Source organism: Streptomyces sp. NRRL F-5727 (assembly GCF_000719555.1).
Lineage (GTDB): Bacteria > Actinomycetota > Actinomycetes > Streptomycetales > Streptomycetaceae > Streptomyces.
The window spans coordinates 1-20,623 of the sequence record NZ_JOGX01000070.1; the positions used below are offsets into that span (position 1 = coordinate 1).

Annotated in this window: 18 protein-coding genes; 14 read left to right on the forward strand and 4 right to left on the reverse strand. The window is 70.9% G+C overall.

All coding sequences use genetic code 11. From position 1 onward, the window contains the following. From IF73_RS0131800 to IF73_RS0131815, 4 genes are all read left to right on the forward strand, one after another. The coding region (locus IF73_RS0131800) for a vitamin B12 dependent-methionine synthase activation domain-containing protein (protein ID WP_031013969.1) at positions 1-1,135 on the forward strand (1,135 nt) is incomplete at its 5' end. 151 nt (positions 1,136-1,286) lie between these two features. After that, positions 1,287-1,985: an HAD family hydrolase gene (locus tag IF73_RS0131805; RefSeq protein ID WP_031013970.1), complete on the forward strand. Its 699-nt coding sequence runs from the start codon at positions 1,287-1,289 to the stop codon at positions 1,983-1,985. 514 nt (positions 1,986-2,499) lie between these two features. Further along, the gene (locus IF73_RS0131810) at positions 2,500-4,092 is read left to right on the forward strand and encodes an ABC transporter substrate-binding protein (RefSeq protein WP_031013971.1); all 1,593 of its coding nucleotides are present in this window, start codon (positions 2,500-2,502) and stop codon (positions 4,090-4,092) included. Positions 4,093-4,159: 67 nt separating this feature from the next. After that, entirely contained in the window at positions 4,160-5,734 is a 1,575-nt protein-coding gene (locus IF73_RS0131815; protein ID WP_031013972.1) for an ABC transporter substrate-binding protein, read from the forward strand. A 74-nt stretch (positions 5,735-5,808) separates the two neighbouring features. Here IF73_RS0131815 and IF73_RS0131820 read toward each other — a convergent pair whose 3' ends face one another. Further along, entirely contained in the window at positions 5,809-6,486 is a 678-nt protein-coding gene (locus IF73_RS0131820) for a response regulator (protein WP_030494404.1), read from the reverse strand. 10 nt (positions 6,487-6,496) lie between these two features. Beyond that, positions 6,497-7,399: a RecB family exonuclease gene (locus tag IF73_RS0131825; protein WP_234338398.1), complete on the reverse strand. Its 903-nt coding sequence runs from the start codon at positions 7,397-7,399 to the stop codon at positions 6,497-6,499. 178 nt (positions 7,400-7,577) lie between these two features. On the opposite strand from IF73_RS0131825, the gene IF73_RS0131830 reads away from it, so the two are divergent. The 3 genes from IF73_RS0131830 (at position 7,578) to IF73_RS0131840 (ending at position 10,388) form a co-directional block, all read left to right on the forward strand. Then, entirely contained in the window at positions 7,578-8,711 is a 1,134-nt protein-coding gene (locus IF73_RS0131830) for a site-2 protease family protein (RefSeq protein ID WP_234338399.1), read from the forward strand. A gap of 18 nt (positions 8,712-8,729) precedes the next feature. Continuing rightward, positions 8,730-9,617 (forward strand): tRNA (adenine-N1)-methyltransferase, encoded by an 888-nt coding sequence (locus tag IF73_RS0131835; protein WP_031013975.1) that lies wholly within the window; start codon positions 8,730-8,732, stop codon positions 9,615-9,617. A gap of 177 nt (positions 9,618-9,794) precedes the next feature. After that, the gene (locus IF73_RS0131840; RefSeq protein ID WP_031013976.1) at positions 9,795-10,388 is read left to right on the forward strand and encodes a hypothetical protein; all 594 of its coding nucleotides are present in this window, start codon (positions 9,795-9,797) and stop codon (positions 10,386-10,388) included. A 3-nt stretch (positions 10,389-10,391) separates the two neighbouring features. Here IF73_RS0131840 and IF73_RS0131845 read toward each other — a convergent pair whose 3' ends face one another. Further along, complete coding sequence (locus tag IF73_RS0131845) at positions 10,392-10,703, reverse strand: ferredoxin (protein WP_031013977.1); 312 nt, start codon at positions 10,701-10,703, stop codon at positions 10,392-10,394. A 241-nt stretch (positions 10,704-10,944) separates the two neighbouring features. Between IF73_RS0131845 and arc the strand changes: the two genes are divergently transcribed. From arc to prcA, 5 genes are all read left to right on the forward strand, one after another. After that, the gene (gene arc / locus IF73_RS0131850) at positions 10,945-12,711 is read left to right on the forward strand and encodes a proteasome ATPase (RefSeq protein WP_031013978.1); all 1,767 of its coding nucleotides are present in this window, start codon (positions 10,945-10,947) and stop codon (positions 12,709-12,711) included. A 182-nt stretch (positions 12,712-12,893) separates the two neighbouring features. Beyond that, positions 12,894-14,405 (forward strand): depupylase/deamidase Dop, encoded by a 1,512-nt coding sequence (gene dop, locus IF73_RS0131855; protein ID WP_037881158.1) that lies wholly within the window; start codon positions 12,894-12,896, stop codon positions 14,403-14,405. Positions 14,406-14,571: 166 nt separating this feature from the next. Further along, positions 14,572-14,784, forward strand: a complete 213-nt coding sequence (locus tag IF73_RS0131860; RefSeq protein ID WP_015032443.1) for a ubiquitin-like protein Pup — start codon at positions 14,572-14,574, stop codon at positions 14,782-14,784. 161 nt (positions 14,785-14,945) lie between these two features. Further along, positions 14,946-15,785, forward strand: a complete 840-nt coding sequence (prcB, locus tag IF73_RS0131865) for a proteasome subunit beta (protein WP_031013980.1) — start codon at positions 14,946-14,948, stop codon at positions 15,783-15,785. A 46-nt stretch (positions 15,786-15,831) separates the two neighbouring features. Further along, positions 15,832-16,584: a proteasome subunit alpha gene (prcA, locus tag IF73_RS0131870; protein ID WP_031013981.1), complete on the forward strand. Its 753-nt coding sequence runs from the start codon at positions 15,832-15,834 to the stop codon at positions 16,582-16,584. 64 nt (positions 16,585-16,648) lie between these two features. Here prcA and IF73_RS0131875 read toward each other — a convergent pair whose 3' ends face one another. Continuing rightward, positions 16,649-17,668 (reverse strand): LacI family DNA-binding transcriptional regulator, encoded by a 1,020-nt coding sequence (locus tag IF73_RS0131875; RefSeq protein WP_031013982.1) that lies wholly within the window; start codon positions 17,666-17,668, stop codon positions 16,649-16,651. Positions 17,669-17,812: 144 nt separating this feature from the next. On the opposite strand from IF73_RS0131875, the gene IF73_RS0131880 reads away from it, so the two are divergent. Continuing rightward, positions 17,813-19,075, forward strand: a complete 1,263-nt coding sequence (locus tag IF73_RS0131880) for an MFS transporter (RefSeq protein ID WP_031013983.1) — start codon at positions 17,813-17,815, stop codon at positions 19,073-19,075. A gap of 69 nt (positions 19,076-19,144) precedes the next feature. After that, positions 19,145-20,506, forward strand: coding sequence for a Pup--protein ligase (gene pafA / locus IF73_RS0131885; RefSeq protein WP_031013984.1), 1,362 nt, complete (start codon positions 19,145-19,147; stop codon positions 20,504-20,506). Positions 20,507-20,623: the final 117 nt, after the last annotated feature.

Genomic DNA, 20,623 nt, shown 5'->3' on the forward strand with positions numbered 1-20,623 from the left:
CGGCCTCCTCGTGAAGTCCACCGTGATCATGAAGGAGAACCTGGAAGAGCTCAACCAGCGCGAGCTCGCCGCCAAGTACCCCGTCATCCTCGGCGGCGCGGCGCTGACCCGCGCCTACGTCGAACAGGACCTCCACGAGATCTACCAGGGCGAGGTCCGTTACGCCCGTGACGCCTTCGAGGGCCTGCGCCTGATGGACGCGCTCGTCGCCGTCAAGCGCGGCGTCCCCGGAGCCGCGCTCCCCGAGCTGAAGCAGCGGCGGGTAGCCAAGGGCGCCGCCGCCCTCCAGGTCGACGAGCCCGAGCCCGGCGGCCGCTCCGACGTCGCCACCGACAACCCCGTCCCCACCCCGCCGTTCTGGGGCACCCGCGTCGTCAAGGGCATCCCGCTCAAGGACTACGCCTCCTGGCTCGACGAGGGCGCCCTCTTCAAGGGCCAGTGGGGCCTCAAGCAGAACCGGGCCGGCGACGGACCGACGTACGAGGAGCTGGTGGAGACCGAGGGCCGGCCGCGGCTGCGCGGCTGGCTGGAGCGGCTGCACACCGAGAACCTGCTGGAGGCGGCCGTCGTCCACGGCTACTTCCCGTGCGTCTCCAAGGGCGACGACCTGATCATCCTCGACGAGGCCGGCAACGAGCGGACCCGCTTCACCTTCCCCCGCCAGCGCCGCGGCCGCCGTCTCTGCCTCGCCGACTTCTTCCGCCCGGAGGAGTCCGGCGAGACCGACGTCGTCGGCCTCCAGGTCGTCACCGTCGGCTCCAGGATCGGCGAGGCCACCGCCGAACTCTTCGCCTCCGACTCCTACCGCGACTACCTGGAGCTGCACGGCCTCTCCGTGCAGCTGGCCGAGGCCCTCGCCGAGTACTGGCACGCGCGCGTGCGCGCCGAGCTGGGCTTCGGCGGCGAGGACCCGGCGAGCGTCCAGGACATGTTCGACCTCAAGTACCGTGGCGCCCGCTTCTCCCTCGGTTACGGCGCCTGCCCCGACCTGGAGGACCGCGCGAAGATCGCCGAACTGCTGCGGCCGGAGCGGATCGGCGTGCACCTCTCCGAGGAGTTCCAGCTCCACCCGGAGCAGTCCACCGACGCGATCGTCCTCCACCACCCCGAGGCGAAGTACTTCAACGCCCGGTGACCTTCCGGTGACCGCGCGCTGACGCCGGGCCGCAAATGACAGCGCCGCCGGTGATCGCGACGTACACTGGTCGGTCCAGTGCAGGCCGGTCCCTCCTCCCCGTACCGGGAGTGGGGGCCGGCCTTTCCGTCCCTCCATGGAGGTGTGCCGGATGACCAGTACGGTCCCCGCGTCCCTGATCCACGCCAACGGCAGCTCCGCCCTGCAGGCGGTCTTCCTCGACATGGACGGGACCCTCGTCGACACCGAGGGCTTCTGGTGGGACGCCGAGGTCGAGGTCTTCGCCGACCTCGGGCACCGGCTCGACGAGGCATGGCGGGACATCGTGGTGGGCGGGCCGATGACCCGCAGCGCGGGCTATCTGATCGAGTCGACCGGCGCCGACATCACCCTCGACGAGCTGACCGTGCTGCTCAACGAGAAGTTCGAGCAGCGCATCGAACGCGGCGTGCCCCTCATGCCGGGCGCCGAGCGCCTGCTGACCGAGCTGGCCCGGCACTCCATCCCCACCGCCCTCGTCTCCGCCTCCCACCGGCGGATCATCGACCGTGTCCTGGAGTCCGTCGGCCGCGACCGCTTCCACCTCACCGTCGCCGGCGACGAGGTCGCCCGGACCAAGCCGCACCCGGAGCCGTATCTGACCGCCGCCCGCGGCGTCGGCGCCGACCCCGCCCTGTGCGCGGTCATCGAGGACACCGCGACCGGCGTCGCCGCCGGCGAGGCGGCCGGCTGCCGGGTCGTCGCCGTGCCCTCCGTCGCGCCGATCCCCGCCCTGCCCGGCCGGGTCGTGGTCCGCTCGCTCGAAGAGGTCGACGTGCCGTTCCTGCGTACCCTCGTCTCGGGAATCTGAGCGAATCTGAGCTTTCCCTGAGCATTACCGCGGGTATTCGCGGAGGTCGCCTTCCGGCGCCTTCTCCCGCCCGCCGCCGCCCGTCCCGGGCGCAATACGTTCAGGCCACCCCGCGCAATTCCGCCGCGTGACCTTGGTCACCCAGCGTGCTCGCCGAGGGGTGGCCTGACCGCGTTCCCTGCCCGGAATGCGAACGTCCGCCGCCCCTTTGTGTCCCGATTCGCTCGGGACCGTCCCCCTCGCGCACCGCATGACTATCGAAGCGACCGCATTCATGATCACCCTTCGATTACTCCCCACCGGCCACCCCGTCCGGCAATAGCGGCGCCGCCCACTAATCTTTCGCGAGTACTTCGCCGCAATCACCGCGTGCGCCGGCGCATACCCAAGTCGCCGTGAACACAGGACCGATCGCAACTTCCCGGCCCGATCGCTCCCGCCCCGACCGGGCGGCCGGCGGCGGAGTGTCGTCATGACCGCTGTACCCCAGGCCGGCTGAGGAGAACGTCCCTTGATGAACCGCAAGACCTTGGTGCTGCCGGCCGTGGCCGGACTGCTCGCCCCCCTGCTCGCCGCCTGCGGCACGGGCGAGGACAGCAGAGCCATCGTCGTCGGAACCACCGACCAGTTCGTCGCCACCGAGGAGGCACCCGCCCCCCTCGACCCGGCCTACGCCTACGACACCGGCGCCTGGAACATCCTCCGCCAGACCGTGCAGACCCTCGTCCACGTCCCCCGCGGCGGCGGCCAGCCCGTCCCCGAGGCCGCCGAGAGCTGCGGCTTCTCCGACAAGGCCAGCGAGAGCTACCGCTGCGTCCTGCGCTCCGGCCTCACCTTCGCCGACGGCACCCCCGTCACCGCCGAGGACGTCAAGTACTCCATCGACCGGGTCCGGAAGATCAAGTCCGACAACGGCGCCGCCGCCCTCCTGTCGACCATCGACACCGTCGAGACCAAGGGCGACCGCGAGATCGTCTTCCACCTCAACGCCCCCGACGCCACCTTCCCGTACAAGCTCTCCACTCCCGTCGCCGGCATCCTCAGCAAGGACAAGTACGCCGCCGACGCGCTCCGCGAGGGCTTCGAGGTCGACGGCTCCGGCCCGTACACGCTCAAGACCGAGACCGAAGGCGGCCAGGCCACCCGCTTCGTCTTCTCCCGCAACCCCCGCTACAAGGGCGACATCACGCCCCGCAACGAGAAGGTCGAACTCCGCGCCTACGCCGACGCCGGCAGCATGGGCAAGGCCCTGGAGAGCAAGGACATCGACATGATGGCCCGCTCCCTCTCCCAGGAGCAGATCCGCGACCTCACCGAGAGCCCCAGCGAGGGCATCCGGGTCTCCGAGGTCCCCGGCCTGGAGATCCGCTACCTCGGCTTCAACACCAAGGCCCCCGCCGTCGAGGAGAAGGCCGTCCGCCAGGCCATGGCCGCCGTCGTCGACCGCGGCGCCCTCGTCAACCGGGTCTACGGCCCCACCGCCGAGCCGCTCTACTCGCTGATCCCCTCCAGCATCGCCGGCCACGCCACCCCCTTCTACGAGGAGTACGGCGAGGGCGACCCCGACCGCGCCGCCGCCATCCTCCGCAAGGCCGGCGTGCGGACCCCGGTCAAGCTCACCCTCCACTACACCACCGACCACTACGGCGCCGAGACCGCGCAGGAGTTCGCGACGCTGAAGAACCAGCTCATCGCCAGCGAACTCTTCGACGTCACCGTCAAGGGCACCGCCTGGTCCGAGTTCCGCCCCGCCCAGCGCCGCGGCGACTACGCCGTCTACGGCCTCGGCTGGTTCCCCGACTACCCGGACCCGGACAACTACGTCGCGCCCTTCCTCGACAGCGACAACTTCCTCGGCACCCCGTACGTCAACAAGAAGGTCCGCGACCAGCTCATCCCGCGCTCCCGCCGCGAGGCCGACCGCACCGCCGCCAACCCCGTCTACCAGCAGATCCAGAAGATCGTCGCCCAGGACGTGCCCGTCCTGCCGCTCTGGCAGGGCAAGCAGTACGTCGCCGCCCGCGACGACATCACCGGTGTCGAGTACGCCCTCAACACCTCCTCCGACCTGCTGCTCTGGGAGCTGAGCCGCGGCACCACCGCCTGACCCCTTCGTTGTACCGGCCGCGCAGCCACGCGCGGCCGGCCTGGCAAGAGATCACGAGGCAAGTTCTGTGAAGACGCACCACAAGTGGCTGACCGCCCCGCTCGCCGCGGGCCTCTCCGCCGCCCTCCTCGGCGGCTGCGGCACCGAGCAGGGAACGGGCTCCGGCTCGGCCGACGCCGTCCGGGTCGGCATGTCCGACGAGATCCTGGCGACCGACCCCGCCGCCGGCTACGACCCCGGCTCCTGGCTGCTGTTCAACAACGTCTTCCAGTCCCTCCTCGCCTTCCCCAAGGGCGGCTCCCTGCCCGAGCCCGAAGCCGCCGAGAAGTGCGGCTTCGAGGACGGCAGCACCGTCTACACCTGCACCCTCCGCCCCGGCCTGAAGTTCTCCAACGGCAACCCGCTCACCTCCGAGGACGTCAAGTTCTCCTTCGAGCGCGCCCTGAAGATCGCCGACCCCTCCGGCCCGGCGCCGCTGCTCTCCACCATCGACACCATCGAGACCCCGGACGAGCGGACCGTCGTCTTCCGCCTCAAGGTCCCGGACGCCACCTTCCCCAGCAAGATCGCCTCCGGCGCCGGCTCCATCGTCGACCACCGCGAGTACCCCGCCGACGCGCTCCGCACCGACGGCAAGGCCGTCGGCTCCGGCCCGTACAAGCTGGACTCCTTCAGCGACACCGAGGCCGTCTTCTCCGCCAACACCGGCTACCAGGGCACCGCGGAGCGCCGCAACGACCGGGTCGCCCTCAAGCTCTTCCAGGGCGACCGCGCCGCCCTCGCCAAGGCGTTCGCCGACGGCGACCTCGACGTCGCCTACCGCGGCCTGTCCGCCGCCGACATCTCCGCCCTCGAAGCCTCCACCGAGGACCGCGGCGTCCAGATCGTCCAGGGCAGCAGCGCCGAGGTCCAGCACCTCGTCTTCAACATGAAGGACCCGGTCGCCGGCAAGCTCGCCGTCCGCAAGGCGATAGCCCACCTCGTCGACCGCGACGCCCTCGTCGAGGACGTCTACAAGTCGACCGCCACGCCGCTCTACTCGATCGTCCCGGCCGGCATCAACGGCCACAACACCGCCTTCTTCGACACCTACGGCGCCCCCGACCCGGCCAAGGCCAAGAAGGCCCTCCGCGCCGCCGGCATCAAGGACAAGGTCACCCTGACCCTCTGGTCCACCCCCAGCCGCTACGGCCCCTCCACCGACGCCGAGCTCAAGGCCATCGCCACCCAGCTCAACGCCAGCGGCCTCTTCGACGCCGACGTGAAGTCCGTCGCCTTCGACCAGTACGAGAAGGACATCGCCGCCGGCAAGTACGGCGTCTACGTCAAGGGCTGGGTCCCCGACTACCCCGACGCCGACAACTTCACCGCCCCCTTCTTCGGCGAGGGCAACGTCCTCTCCAACCACTACGAGAACAAGACGATCACCGGCAGCCTGCTGCCGAAGACCGCCGCCACCGCCGACCGCTCCGCCACCGACAAGGAGTACGGCGACCTCCAGGACGCCGTCGCCGAGGAAGTGCCCCTCCTCCCGCTCTGGCAGGGCAAGCAGTACGCCGTCACCCGCGACGGCGTCACCGGCCTCGAATGGACCCTCGACGCCTCCACCGTCTTCCGCTTCTGGGAGCTCCGCACCAGCTGACCCCCGTCCCCCGGGTACCACGAAGGGCCCGGCGCGCACCCCGCGCGCCGGGCCCTTCGTCGTACCCCACGGTCCTACTGGCCGTTGCCCCCCGGCCGCACCAGACCGCTCTCGTACGCGTACACCGCCGCCTGCACCCGGTCGCGCAGGCCCAGCTTCGTCAGCACATGGCCCACATGCGTCTTGACCGTCGTCTCGCTGACGAACAGATCCGCCGCGATCTCCGCGTTCGACAACCCGCGGGCCACCAGCTTCAGCACCTCCACCTCACGGTCGGTCAGCGTGCCCAGCGTGTCCGGCACCTGCTCCTCGCCCGTCGGCAGATGCGCCGAGTACTTGTCGAGCAGCCGCCGCGTGATCGACGGGGCCAGCATCGCCTCGCCCGCCGCCACCACCCGGATCGCCTGCACCAGCTCGTTCGCCGGCGCGTCCTTCAGCAGGAAGCCGCTCGCCCCCGCCCGCAGCGCCTCCACCACGTACTCGTCCAGATCGAAGGTGGTCAGCACCAGCACCTTCGCCGGCCCGTCCCGGCCCGGCCCGGTGATCTGCCGGGTCGCCTCCACCCCGTCCATCCGCGGCATCCGGATGTCCATCAGCACCACGTCCGGCTGCAGCGCCCGCACCTGGTCCAGCGCCTGCAGACCGTCACCGGCCTCGCCCACCACCGTGATGTCCTGCTCCGCCTCCAGAATCATCCGGAAGCCGGTGCGCAGCAGCGGCTGGTCGTCGACCAGGAGGACGCGAATCGTCACAGGGGCTCCTTCACGAGGCGGTCGGGTCGCCGCCCATTCTGCCCTGCCCCTCCGGACCCGACTCCGGCGGGCGCGCGGAAACGATCTCCAGCGGATAGACCGGGGGAGTCCCCCCGAACTCCGGGCAGACCGCCCGGTGATCGCACCAGCCGCACAGCTTCGTCGGCCGCGGCCGCCAGTCACCCGTCTCCGTCGCCGTCCGGATCGCGTCCCACAGCGCGTGCAGCTTCCGCTCCACCCGCCGCAGATCCGCCTCCACCGGGTCGTACGTCAGCACGTCACCGCTGCCCAGATAGACCAGCTGGAGCCGGCGCGGGACGATCCCCTTCAGCCGCCACACCACCAGGGCGTAGAACGTCATCTGGAACAGCGCGCCCTCGCTGTACTCCGGCCGCGGCGCCTTCCCCGTCTTGTAGTCGACGATCCGCACCTCGCCGGTCGGCGCCACGTCCACCCGGTCGATCACCCCGCGCAGCCGCAGCCCCGACTCCAGCTCCGTCTCCACGAACAGCTCCCGCTCGGCCGGCTCCAGCCGCGCCGGATCCTCCAGCGTGAACCACCGCTCCACCAGCGCCTCGGCCTCCGCCAGCCACTGCCCGAGCCGCTCGCCCGCCGGATCGTCCGCGAACAGCTCGCCCAGCTCCGGCCGCGCCTCGAGCAGCCGGTCCCACTGGCCCGGGATCATCTTCTTCGCCCGCGGCGCCGTCCGCTCCGCCGCCGGATCGTCGAAGAGCCGCTCCAGCACCGCGTGCACCAGCGTCCCCCGCGTCGCCGCCGCGCTCGGCTTCTCCGGCAGCCGGTCGATCACCCGGAACCGGTACAACAGGGGACACTGCATGAAGTCGCTCGCCCGCGAGGGCGACAGCGACATGGGCGCCCGGGGCCCCTCCGGGAGCCGCTCGCTCGTACTCATGACACAGACCCTACGGCCCGCCACCGACAGCGAGCCGCCTACCATCGACGTATGACCCGTCGCGCTGCATGATCGACCCGTGACGCAGCGGCGCGGTCACCCCCGGCGACGAGAGGAACCCGTGAACCAGGACGAGCCCAAGCCGCAGCGGACCGAGGAACCCGGCGGCGGGATCCTCATGGGCCGGCCCTTCGGCGTGCCCGTCTACGTCGCACCCAGCTGGTTCCTCGTCGCCGCCCTCATCACCTGGGTCTTCGGCGGCCAGATCGAACGCGTCCTGCCCGACCTCGGCGCCGCCCGCTACCTGGTCTCCCTCTTCTTCGCCGTCGCCTTCTACGCCTCCGTCCTCGTCCACGAACTCGCCCACACCATCGCCGCCCTCCGCTTCAAGCTCCCGGTCCGGCGCATCCAGCTCCAGTTCTTCGGCGGCGTCTCCGAGATCGAGAAGGAGTCCGAGACCCCCGGCCGCGAGTTCGTCCTCGCCTTCGTCGGCCCGCTCCTCTCCCTCGTCCTCGCCGGCGTCTTCTACGCCGCCATGCACGCCGTCGAGCCCGGCACCGTCCCCGGAGTCCTCCTCGCCGGCCTGATGATCTCCAACCTCATCGTCGCCGCGTTCAACCTCCTCCCCGGCCTCCCGCTCGACGGCGGCCGGATGCTCCGCGCCGTCGTCTGGAAGATCACCGGCAAGCCCATGAGCGGCACCGTCGCCGCCGCCTGGGTCGGCCGCGCCCTCGCCATCACCGTCCTCATCGGGCTTCCCCTCCTCACCCGCACCGGCTGGCTCGGCAACTCCACCGCCGACATCGACGGCTTCACCACCGTCACCGACGCCCTCCTCGCCGCCATCCTGGCCGCCATCATCTGGACCGGCGCCGGCAACAGCCTCCGCATGGCCCGCCTCCGCGAGCACCTCCCCGACCTCCGCGCCCGCGCCCTCACCCGCCGCGCCATCCCCGTCGAACCCGACACCCCCCTCTCCGAGGCCCTCCGCCGCGCCAACGAGGCCGGCGCCCGCGCCCTCGTCGTCGTCGACGCCACCGGCAGCCCCACCGGCATCGTCCGCGAGACCGCCATCGCCGCCGTCCCCCAGCACCGCCGCCCCTGGGTCGCCGTCACCACCCTCGCCCAGGACCTCACCGACGGCATGCGCGTCCCCGCCGAGCTGACCGGGCAGCCCCTCCTCGACCACCTGCGCGCCACCCCCGCCACCGAGTACCTCGTCATCGAGGAGACCGGCGAGATCTACGGCGTCCTCTCCACCACCGACGTCGAGCGCGCCTTCGTGAAGGCCATGGCACGACCGTCCCAGTAACACCGGTACTCTGTTCCCATGTCCGAACCGACCGGTGCCGCCCGCCGACGCGGGCCCTTCAAGGTCGGGGACCAGGTTCAGCTGACCGACCCCAAGGGCCGCCACTACACGTTCACGCTCGAAGAGGGAAAGAACTTCCACACCCACAAGGGTTCCTTCCCGCACGACGAGCTGATCGGCGCTCCCGAGGGCAGCGTTGTCCGCACCACCGGAAACGTGGCCTACCTCGCGCTGCGCCCCCTGCTCCCCGACTACGTCCTGTCCATGCCCCGCGGCGCCGCCGTGGTCTACCCGAAGGACGCGGGACAGATCCTCGCCTTCGCCGACATCTTCCCCGGCGCGCGCGTCGTGGAGGCCGGCGTCGGCTCCGGCTCGCTCAGCAGCTTCCTGCTCCGCGCCATCGGCGACAGCGGCATGCTGCACTCCTACGAGCGCCGTGAGGACTTCGCCGAGATCGCGAAGGGCAACGTCGAGCGCTACTTCGGCGGCCCCCACCCGGCCTGGCAGCTGACCGTCGGCGACCTCCAGGACAACCTGACCGACACCGACGTCGACCGGGTCATCCTGGACATGCTCGCCCCCTGGGAGTGCCTGGAGGCCGTCTCCAAGTCGCTCGTCCCGGGCGGCATCCTCTGCTGCTACGTGGCCACCACCACCCAGCTCGCCCGCACCGTGGAGTCCATCCGCGAGATCGGCTGCTACGCCGAGCCGCAGCCGTGGGAGTCCATGATCCGCAACTGGCACGTCGAGGGCCTGGCCGTCCGCCCCGATCACCGCATGATCGGCCACACCGGCTTCCTCGTCACCGCCCGCCGCCTCGCGGACGGCGTGGAGCCCCCGATGCGCCGCCGCCGCCCCGCCAAGGGCGCCTACGGCGAGGACTACGACGGCCCCAACAAGGGCTGACACTCCGACAGAACCCAGGCCGACGCCGCCACCCGGTCACCCCGCACGCGGGGAACCGGGCGGCGGCGTCGCCGTGTTCGGCACCCCTGTTCGACACCCCCGGCTGTTCCGCCGCCCTGTGACGTGTGGCACGATGCCCGCAACCCCTCGGCACGACCCTCACAGGAGACGTCTCGCGTGCAGCCCTCCGCCGCCCCGGACCCCGTGGACCTCGCACACACCCACGCCCGGCCGCTGCACTGGCTGGCCACCGCCACCGCGACCGCCGCGGTCGTCGCCCTCGCCGGCGCCCTCGGCCCCGACGCCGCCGAGGCGGGCCCCGCGACGGCTTCCGCTTCCGCCCCCGCGGCCCCCGGCCCGGCCGCCGCACCCGACGCCGACACCGCGGCCTTCCCGCTCGAGTGCGGGGGAGCGGACCACCGGATCGCCCAGCGCGTCACCGGCGACCTGGACGGCGACAAGAACCCCGAGACCGTTGCGGTCGTACACTGCGAAGCCGGATCCGGAACTCCGCCCGCCGGCCTGTACGTCCTCACCCGCGGCCGCGGCGACCAGGCCCCCGCGCGCGTGGTGGCCACCCTCGTCGACCCGCGCGAGCAGCGCAGCGTCACCGGCCTCGCGATCCGCGACGGCGCCGTCCGCGCCACCCTGCTCGGCTACTCGTCCCCCGACGTCCCCAGCTGCTGCCCCGACGAGAAGGAGCAGGTCACCTGGGAGTGGACCGGCGGCGCCTTCGTCCGCTCCGCCGGCGCCCACGCACGCGGGGTCTGACCGTCACTCCGCGTCGGGGCCGTACACCTCGACGCGGTCCCGGACCCGCCGCACATGGATGCAGTCGCCCGGGCACTCCTTCGCCGAGTCCACCACGTCCTGGAGCAGCGGCAGCGGCACCGGCGTCGTGGCGCCCGCCTCCTGGAGCAGCTCGTCGTCCGCACTCTTCACATACGCGAGCCCGTCGATGTCCAGCTCGAAGACCTCGGGGGCGTACTGCGCGCAGATCCCGTCCCCGGTGCACAGGTCCTGGTCGATCCAGACCTCCAGAGCCTCCTCGGCCCCTTCGGCCGGCGCCTCGTGCTGCACGCTCATCTCTTCTGCCGTTTCTGCTCCGCGCGGACAATTGAGGCCGCGACCCGCGGGTGTTGACCCCTCACGACGATACAACTGCCCGCTTTCAGAGCGTGAAGGGTGGGTATTCCCCTGGCGAGAGGGGAAGCGCAAGGGTGAAGATCGGACACGCCCCGGAGTCTTTTTGATCTAGGGGTTTCAATCATCACCCACGCAGGTAGGGTCAGGATGCGTCCAGCTCCCCTTGGAGGAGGTGAGGACCGTGGCAGCCCACGACGACGACATCAACCGCGGCATCCGGCCGGGGCGGGGGTCTGAAGACCCCGCCGGCCAGGTTGCCTATCTCGAGCAGGAAATCGCCGTCCTGCGCCGCAAGCTCGCCGACTCTCCGCGACACACGAGGATTCTCGAAGAGCGGATCGTCGAGCTGCAGACGAACCTGGCCGGCGTGTCCGCGCAGAACGAAAGGCTGGCGAACACGCTCCGTGAGGCACGCGACCAGATCGTGGCCCTCAAGGAGGAGGTCGACCGGCTCGCGCAGCCGCCGGCCGGCTTCGGTGTCTTCCTGCAGGCGAACGAGGACGGCACATGCGACATCATCACCGGGGGCCGCAAGCTCCGGGTGAACGTGAGCCCCAGCGTCGAGCTCGACGAGCTCCGGCGCGGCCAGGAAGTCATGCTCAACGAGGCGCTCAACGTGGTCGAGGCCATGGAGTTCGAGCGCGCCGGGGACATCGTCACCCTCAAGGAGATCCTCGAGGACGGCGAGCGCGCCCTGGTGGTCGGGCACACCGACGAGGAGCGGGTGGTGAGGCTCGCCGAGCCTCTGCTGGACGTCACCATCCGCGCCGGCGACGCCCTGCTCTTCGACTCCAGGTCCGGCTACGTCTACGAGGTCGTCCCCAAGAGCGAGGTCGAGGAACTCGTCCTCGAAGAGGTCCCGGACGTCGACTACGACAAGATCGGCGGTCTGGGCAACCAGATCGAGCTGATCCGCGACGCGGTCGAGCTCCCGTACCTCTACCCGGACCTGTTCAAGGAGCACGAACTGCGGCCGCCCAAGGGCATCCTGCTCTACGGGCCGCCCGGCTGCGGCAAGACGCTCATCGCCAAGGCCGTCGCCAACTCCCTGGCCAAGAAGGTCGCCGAGGTCACCGGCCAGCCCGCGGGGAAGTCCTACTTCCTCAACATCAAGGGCCCCGAGCTCCTCAACAAGTACGTCGGCGAGACCGAGCGGCACATCCGCCTGGTCTTCCAGCGGGCCCGTGAGAAGGCGAGCGAGGGCACCCCCGTCATCGTCTTCTTCGACGAGATGGAGTCGCTCTTCCGCACCCGCGGATCGGGCGTCAGCTCGGACGTGGAGAACACCATCGTCCCCCAGCTGCTCGCCGAGATCGACGGCGTCGAGGGCCTGGAGAACGTGATCGTGATCGGCGCCTCCAACCGCGAGGACATGATCGACCCCGCGATCCTCCGCCCCGGCCGGCTCGACGTGAAGATCAAGATCGAGCGCCCGGACGCCGAGGCCGCGAAGGACATCTTCGCGAAGTACCTCACCGCCAACCTCCCGCTCCACACGGACGACGTCGCCGAGCACAGCGGCTCCAAGGCCGCCGCCGCGCACGGAATGATCCAGTCCGTCGTCGAGCAGATGTACGCGGAATCCGAGGAGAACCGCTTCCTCGAAGTCACGTACGCCAACGGCGACAAGGAAGTCCTCTACTTCAAGGACTTCAACTCCGGCGCGATGATCCAGAACATCGTCGACCGGGCCAAGAAGATGGCCATCAAGGCATTCCTCGACCACAACCAGAAGGGCATCCGCGTCTCCCACCTCCTCCAGGCGTGCGTGGACGAGTTCAAGGAGAACGAGGACCTGCCCAACACCACCAACCCCGACGACTGGGCCCGCATCTCCGGAAAGAAGGGCGAGCGGATCGTCTTCATCCGCACCCTCGTCACCGGAAAGCAGGGCGCGGACACCGGACGCTCCATCGACACGGTGGCCAACACCGGTCAGTACCTGTAAAAGCGCACACCGGCTGCGGATGTCCGGAAACCGGGCATCCGCAGCCGTCGCATTCACCCAGGAAAAACTCCCGGCCACATCCGGGAAATACCGCAAGTGATCTCCCCACCAGCGCGGAGCCGCTCTAGGCTCTTCGGTACCGCCGAGTCGCGCACTGAGCGCCGCCGGGCAAGGAGGGCCGCATGACCGTACGGCGAGTAATGGGCATCGAGACGGAGTACGGGATCTCCGTCCCGGGCCACCCGAACGCCAATGCCATGCTCACCTCGTCCCAGATCGTCAACGCCTACGCCGCGGCGATGCACCGGGCGCGCCGCGCCCGCTGGGACTTCGAGGAGGAGAACCCGCTGCGGGACGCCCGCGGCTTCGACCTCGCCCGCGAGGCCGCCGACTCCAGCCAGCTCACCGACGAGGACATCGGCCTCGCCAACGTGATCCTCACCAACGGCGCCCGACTCTACGTGGACCACGCCCACCCCGAGTACAGCGCCCCCGAGGTCACCAACCCGCGCGACGCCGTCCTCTGGGACAAGGCCGGCGAGCGGATCATGGCCGAGGCCGCCGAGCGCGCCGCCCAGCTCCCCGGCGCCCAGCCGATCCACCTCTACAAGAACAACACCGACAACAAGGGCGCCTCCTACGGCACGCACGAGAACTACCTGATGAAGCGGGAGACCCCCTTCTCGGACATCGTGCGCCACCTCACGCCCTTCTTCGTCTCCCGTCAGGTCGTCACCGGCGCGGGCCGGGTCGGCATCGGCCAGGACGGGCGCGAGAACGGCTTCCAGATCAGCCAGCGCGCCGACTACTTCGAGGTCGAGGTCGGCCTGGAGACCACCCTCAAGCGGCCCATCATCAACACCCGTGACGAGCCGCACGCCGACGCCGAGAAGTACCGCCGGCTGCACGTGATCATCGGGGACGCCAACCTCTCCGAGATCTCCACCTACCTCAAGCTGGGCACCACGGCGCTCGTCCTCTCCATGATCGAGGACGGCTTCATCACCGTGGACCTCGCCGTCGACCAGCCCGTCCGCACCCTCCACCACGTCTCCCACGACCCCTCCCTCCAGTACCTCGTCACGCTGCGCAGCGGCCGGACACTCACCGCCGTCCAGCTCCAGATGGAGTACTGCGAGCTGGCCAGGAAGTACGTCGACGAGCGGTACGGGGCGGACGCCGACGAGCAGACCAAGGACGTCATGTCCCGCTGGGAGGACACGCTCAACCGGCTGGAGAACGATCCGATGAGCCTCGCCGGCGAGCTGGACTGGATCGCCAAGCGGGAGCTCATGGAGGGTTACCGGCGGCGGGACGGCCTCGACTGGGACGCGGCCCGGCTGCACCTGGTGGACCTCCAGTACGCGGACGTGCGGCCCGAGAAGGGGCTGTACAACCGGCTGGCGGCCCGCGGGCGCATGAAGCGGCTGCTGGACGAGGCCGAGGTGGAGCGGGCCGAGACGGCGCCTCCGGAGGACACCCGGGCCTATTTCCGGGGCCGCTGCCTGGAGCAGTACGCCGACGACGTCGCCGCGGCCTCCTGGGACTCGGTGATCTTCGACCTGCCGGGCCGCGACTCGCTCCAGCGCGTCCCGACGCTGGAGCCGCTGCGCGGCACCAAGGCCCATGTGGCGGCGCTCCTGGACCGCTGCCGCACCGCGGAGGAACTCGTCAGGGTTCTCTCCGGCAACTGATTCGAGACCTGAACAGGGGCTGAAACGGCCGGCCCCTGGGAATCATGAAAGCAGTGCCCGGACGGAGGGAAACGCGGGGGCCGATGTCGGCCCCGGCTTGTAGGGTCTGATCTTGGAGGACCCGACAGCACCGGTCCGAGCGATCCGATTCGAGCGGGGTGAGGTAATGGCGACCAAGGACACCGGCGGCGGGCAGCAGAAGGCGACGCGTTCCACGGAAGAGGTCGAGGAGACCACCACGGAGGCGAGCTCCGACCTCAAGGAACGCCAGGAGAAGCTGAGCGACGACGTCGACTCCGTCCTGGACGAGATCGACGACGTGCTCGAGGAGAACGCGGAGGACTTCGTGCGGTCCTTCGTGCAGAAGGGCGGCGAGTAGCCGCACCCCACCTGTCGTTCCCGTCCCCGGAGCCCCGTGAAGAAGCCGTGGGCCCGGGGACGGATGACAGGCCCTCGCACGGGTATGGTCCGTACACAGCAATCAAGATCGGCCCGCGCGAGCCAGGGGCGGGCCCTTCTCAGCCACCCGGAAGGAATCGCGTGGAAGCCAACCCTCGTAGCATCGGGCGTCTGCCGGCGGCCTTCCTGACGCCGGGCTCGTCCTCGTTCATCGACTTCCTCGCCGACCACTCGCCGGAACTGCTGCCGGGGAACCGGAAGCTGCCGGAGGGGATCGTCGAGGCTCCGCACGGCACCACCATCGTGGCCGCCACGTTCCCGGGCGGCGTCGTGCTCGCCGGTGACCGGCGGGCCACCATGGGCAACATGATCGCCCAGCGGGACATCGAGAAGGTGTTCCCGGCGGACGAGTACTCCGCCGTCGGCATCGCCGGCACCGCCGGCCTCGCCGTCGAGATGGTCAAGCTCTTCCAGCTGGAGCTGGAGCACTTCGAGAAGGTGGAGGGCGCCACGCTCTCCCTGGAGGGCAAGGCGAACCGTCTCTCCACCATGATCCGCAGCAACCTGGGCATGGCCATGCAGGGCCTCGCCGTGGTGCCGCTCTTCGCGGGCTGGGACGAGGGCCGGGAGAAGGGCCGGATCTTCTCGTACGACGTGACCGGCGGCCGCTCCGAGGAGCACGGGTACGCCGCCACGGGCTCGGGCTCGATCTTCGCCCGCGGCTCCATGAAGAAGCTGTACCGCGAGGACCTCACCGAGCAGCAGGCGACCACCCTGGTCGTGCAGGCGCTGTACGACGCGGCGGACGACGACTCGGCGACCGGTGGCCCGGACCTGGCCCGCCGGATCTTCCCGATCGTCACCGTCATCACCGACGAGGGCTTCCGCAGGCTCTCCGAGGCGGAGTCCTCCGAACTCGCCCGTTCGGTCACCGAGCGGCGTCTGGAGCAGCCGGACGGACCGCGCGCCGCCCTGCTCTGATCCGTACGTCGCCCCCTCACAGCCCAGAAGAAAGGGACGAGCGCCGGTGTCGACACCGTTCTACGTCTCACCCCAGCAGGCCATGGCCGACCGCGCGGAATACGCCCGCAAGGGCATCGCGCGCGGCCGCAGCCTGGTGGTCCTCCAGTACGCCGACGGCATCGTCTTCGTCGGCGAGAACCCGTCCCGTGCCCTGCACAAGTTCAGCGAGATCTACGACCGGATCGGCTTCGCCGCGGCCGGCAAGTACAACGAGTACGAGAACCTGCGCATCGGCGGCGTCCGCTACGCCGACCTGCGCGGCTACACCTACGACCGGGACGACGTCACCGCGCGCGGCCTGGCGAACGTCTACGCGCAGACGCTGGGCACCATCTTCTCCAGCGCCGGCGAGAAGCCGTACGAGGTGGAGCTGGTGGTCGCGGAGGTCGGCACCGAGCCGGCCGGCGACCAGATCTACCGGCTGCCGCACGACGGCTCGATCGTGGACGAGCACGGCTCGGTCGCGGTGGGCGGCAACGCGGAGCAGATCAGCTCCTTCCTGGACCAGCGGCACCGGGACGGGATGTCGCTCGCGGAGGCCCTGAAGCTGGCCGTGCAGGCGCTCTCCCGGGACACCAACGGCACCGAGCGGGAGATCCCCGCGGAGCGCCTGGAGGTGGCGGTGCTGGACCGCACGCGTCCGCAGCAGCGGAAGTTCAAGCGGATCGTCGGGCGTCAGCTGGTCCGCCTCCTGGAGGCGGACAACGCGGCCCTGGCGAAGACGGACGAACCCTCGGACGAGGCGTCCGAGGAGTAGACCCGCGGGAACGCGCGGAGGGGCCCGGTCCTGGTGGACCGGGCCCCTCCGCGCGTTCCGGGGCTCAGGCGGCCGGTGCCGGGCCCGTGGAGCCGCGGGGGACCAGTTCGACGGGCAGGACGTCCGCGCGGGCCGGTTCGCCCGCCAGGACGGCGAGGAGGGCCTCCATGCCCCGGCGGCCGAACTCCTCGGCGGGCAGCCGGACGGTAGTGAGCTCCGGCTCGACCGCGGTCGCCAGCGCCATGTCGTCGAAGCCGGTGACGGAGAGGTCCTCCGGGACGCGCAGGCCGAGCCGCCGGGCGGCCTTGCAGACGCCGGCGGCGAGGATGTCGTCGTCGCAGACGACCGCCGTGGGGCGGGGCCCGGGGGCGGCGAGGGCGGCCTCGGCGGTCTCCCGCGCGGCGGCGACGGTCAGCGGCGACCGCACGGTCCGCACCTCGGCCCCGCGCAGCGCCTCGCCGAGCGCGGCGGCCCGGACGTCGAAGGTCCAGGAGGGCGCCGCCGACGCCAGGTGGAGGAAGCGGCGGTGGCCGAGGGCCAGCAGGTGCGCCGTGACCAGCCGCATGCCCGCGGCGACGTCGAGGTTGACGTGCGCGGCGGCGCCGGGGCCCGCGGGGTCGCTGTCGAGCATGACGAGGGGCAGGTCGCTGCCGCGGAAGGCGTCCAGCGCGTCGGTGGCCATCGAGGAGGCCAGCACGCCGTCCAGGGCGGCCTGGGCGGAGGCGAAGGGGTCGCGGGCCGGGCCGAGGCCGTCCGGGGAGGGGTAGAGCACGACGCCGAAGCCGTGGTCGGCGGCGACCGCCGCCGCGCCGGTGTACACGTGGGCGAAGAACTCGTTGGTGAGCGCGGGCACGACCAGCAGGGCGGTACGGGTGTGCCCGAGGCGCAGGTTGCGGGCCGCGAGGTTGGGCCGGTAGCCGAGCTCGCGGGCGGCCGCCCGGACGGTGTCGGCGGTGCGCTCCGAGACCCGCCCCCGCCACTTGCCGCCGAGGACGAGGGAGACGGTGGCCTGTGACACCCCGGCGGTACGGGCCACGTCCCGGCTGGTGGGGCGGGCGCCGGTACTGGGCTCGGGGGTGTGCACGGGGCCTCCGCGGGGGCGTGTCCGGCCGGTCGCCGGGTCGGTGGGCAGCAGCGCCGGGTGGACCGGCGTACCGCCGCCATGGTACGTATGACTTCGGACGTTATACGTAAAACCTCGGCGGGAGCCGACGGAGGGGAGACCCGCATGGCCACGGCGCACGGCGGTTACCGCGACATCCTGCGGGCGCCACACGCGCTCCGCCTGCTCACCGGCACCCTGGTCGGCCGGCTGCCCAACGGCACCGGCCCCGTCGCCATGACCCTCTTCGTCCGCGACCAGGGCGGCGGCTACACCCTCGCGGGCGGCCTCGTGGCCGCCTACGGCCTCGCCAACGCCGTCGGACAGCCCCTCCTGGGCCGGGCCGTCGACCTCAAGGGCCAGCCGCGCGTCCAGCTGCCCGCCGCCGTCCTCTCGGCCCTCGGCATGGCCCTCTTCGCCCTCGCCGGCATCGGGAACCTCCCCCTCGCCTACGCCGCGGTCGTCCTCGCCGGGTTCTTCACCCCGCCCCTGGAGGGCGGCCTGCGGGCCCTCTGGCCGAGCGTCCTGGGCCGCGAGGACCGGGTCCACCGCGCCTACGCCCTCGACGCCGTGGCCCAGGAGGTCATGTTCACCGTCGGCCCGCTCCTGGTGACCCTCCTCATAGCCCTCTGGTCGCCCGCCGCGGCCCTCCTCGTCATCAACCTCATCGGCGTGCTCGGCGCCCTCTCCGTGGTCCTCTCCGCCCCCTCCCGCGCCTGGCGCTCCGCACCCCGCGAGGCCCACTGGCTCGGCGCGCTGCGCTCGCCCGGGCTGCTCGCCCTGCTCGGCTCGTTCTTCTTCGTCGGCCTCGCCCTCGGCTCCATCACCGTGGCCGCCGTCGCCTACGCCGACGACCGCGGCACCCCGTCCGTCTACGGCTGGCTGATGGCCGCCCTCGGCCTCGGCGCCCTCCTCGGCGGCGTGCTCTACGGCGCCCGCCAATGGGCCGGCGCCCCGGAGGGCCGCCTCCGTGTCCTGGTCGCCCTGCTCGCGCTCTGCTACCTGCCGCTGACGCTCACCCCCGGGCCGGTCGCCATGGCCGCCCTCTCGGCCCTCGCCGGCGTCTTCCTCGCCCCCGTCCTGGCCTGCGCCTTCATCGTGGTGGACCGGCACGCCCCAGCCGGCACCGTCACCGAGGCGTTCTCCTGGCTGGTCACCACCTTCGGCGTCGGCGCCGCCCTGGGCTCGGCCGCCGCCGGACCCGCCGTCGAACTCGCCGGAACCGTCGCCGGGTTCGCCGTGGCCGGCGCCGGCGGCCTGGTCGCCCTGCTGGTGCTCCTCGCCACCGGCCGGGTGCTGGACGACCCCGACGCGCCCGGCCGCCGCACCCGACACGCCGCGAGCGGGGGCTCCACCACCCCCGTACACACCGAAAAGAACGCGCTCTGATCGGAAAATGATCGAAACGGGAACGTCCAACCCGGTTTCAGCACAGGCTGTCAGGCGTAATGTTCAGACATGGACCGCCGCATTTTCGGGCTGGAGAACGAGTACGGCGTCACGTGCACGTTCAGGGGACAGCGCCGACTGTCTCCTGACGAAGTGGCGCGGTACCTCTTCCGCCGAGTCGTGTCATGGGGCCGCAGCAGCAATGTCTTCCTGCGGAACGGTGCCCGCCTGTACCTCGACGTGGGTTCGCATCCGGAATATGCCACACCGGAATGCGACGACGTGATCGAACTCGTCACCCACGACAAGGCCGGCGAGCGCATTCTCGAAGGTCTTCTCGTGGACGCCGAACGCCGCCTGCACGAGGAGGGAATCGCGGGCGACGTCTATCTCTTCAAGAACAACACCGACTCCGCCGGAAACTCCTACGGCTGCCACGAGAACTACCTCGTCGCCCGCCACGGGGAGTTCTCCCGCCTCGCCGACATCCTCATCCCGTTCCTGGTCACGCGTCAGCTGATCTGCGGCGCGGGCAAGGTCCTGCAGACCCCGCGAGGCGCCGTCTACTGCGTCTCCCAGCGCGCCGAGCACATCTGGGAGGGCGTCAGCTCCGCCACCACCCGCTCCCGGCCCATCATCAACACCCGGGACGAGCCGCACGCCGACGCGGAGCGCTACCGCCGCCTCCACGTCATCGTCGGCGACTCGAACATGTCCGAGACGACCATGCTCCTCAAGGTCGGCGCCACCGACCTCGTCCTGCGCATGATCGAGGCCGGCACCGTGATGCGCGACCTGACCCTGGAGAACCCGATCCGGGCCATCCGCGAGGTCAGCCACGACATCACCGGACAGCGCAAGGTGCGCCTGGCCAGCGGCCGCGAGGCGTCCGCCCTGGAGGTGCAGCGCGAGTACTTCGAGAAGGCGTCCGACTTCGTCGACCGGCGCGGCATCCGCTCCGGCACCGTCGCCCAGGTCCTCGAACTGTGGGGCCGCACGCTCGACGCGATCGAACAGGAGGAGCTGGACCGCATCCAGACGGAGATCGACTGGGTGATGAAGTACAAGCTCATCGAGCGCTACCGCGCCAAGCACAACATGACCATGTCGAACCCGCGGGTCGCCCAGATAGACCTCGCGTACCACGACATCCACCGCCGCCGCGGGCTCTACTACCTGCTCCAGAAGAACGGGCAGGCGGCGCGGATCTGCAACGACGTGAAGATCTTCGAGGGCAAGTCCGTGCCCCCGCAGACCACCCGGGCCCGGCTCCGCGGCGACTTCATCCGCCGCGCCCAGGAGCAGCGCCGGGACTTCACCGTCGACTGGGTCCACCTCAAGCTCAACGACCAGGCGCAGCGCACGGTCCTGTGCAAGGACCCGTTCCGCTCGGTCGACGACCGGGTGGAGAAGCTGATCGCCGGAATGTAGGACGATCACAAGAGCAGGTCGGGGCCCCGCGCGGACGACGCGCGGGGCCCTCGACGTCACGGGCGGGTCCCCTAGAGTGTCCGGACAACTACCGTGCCGTCTGAGATCTGAGGAACA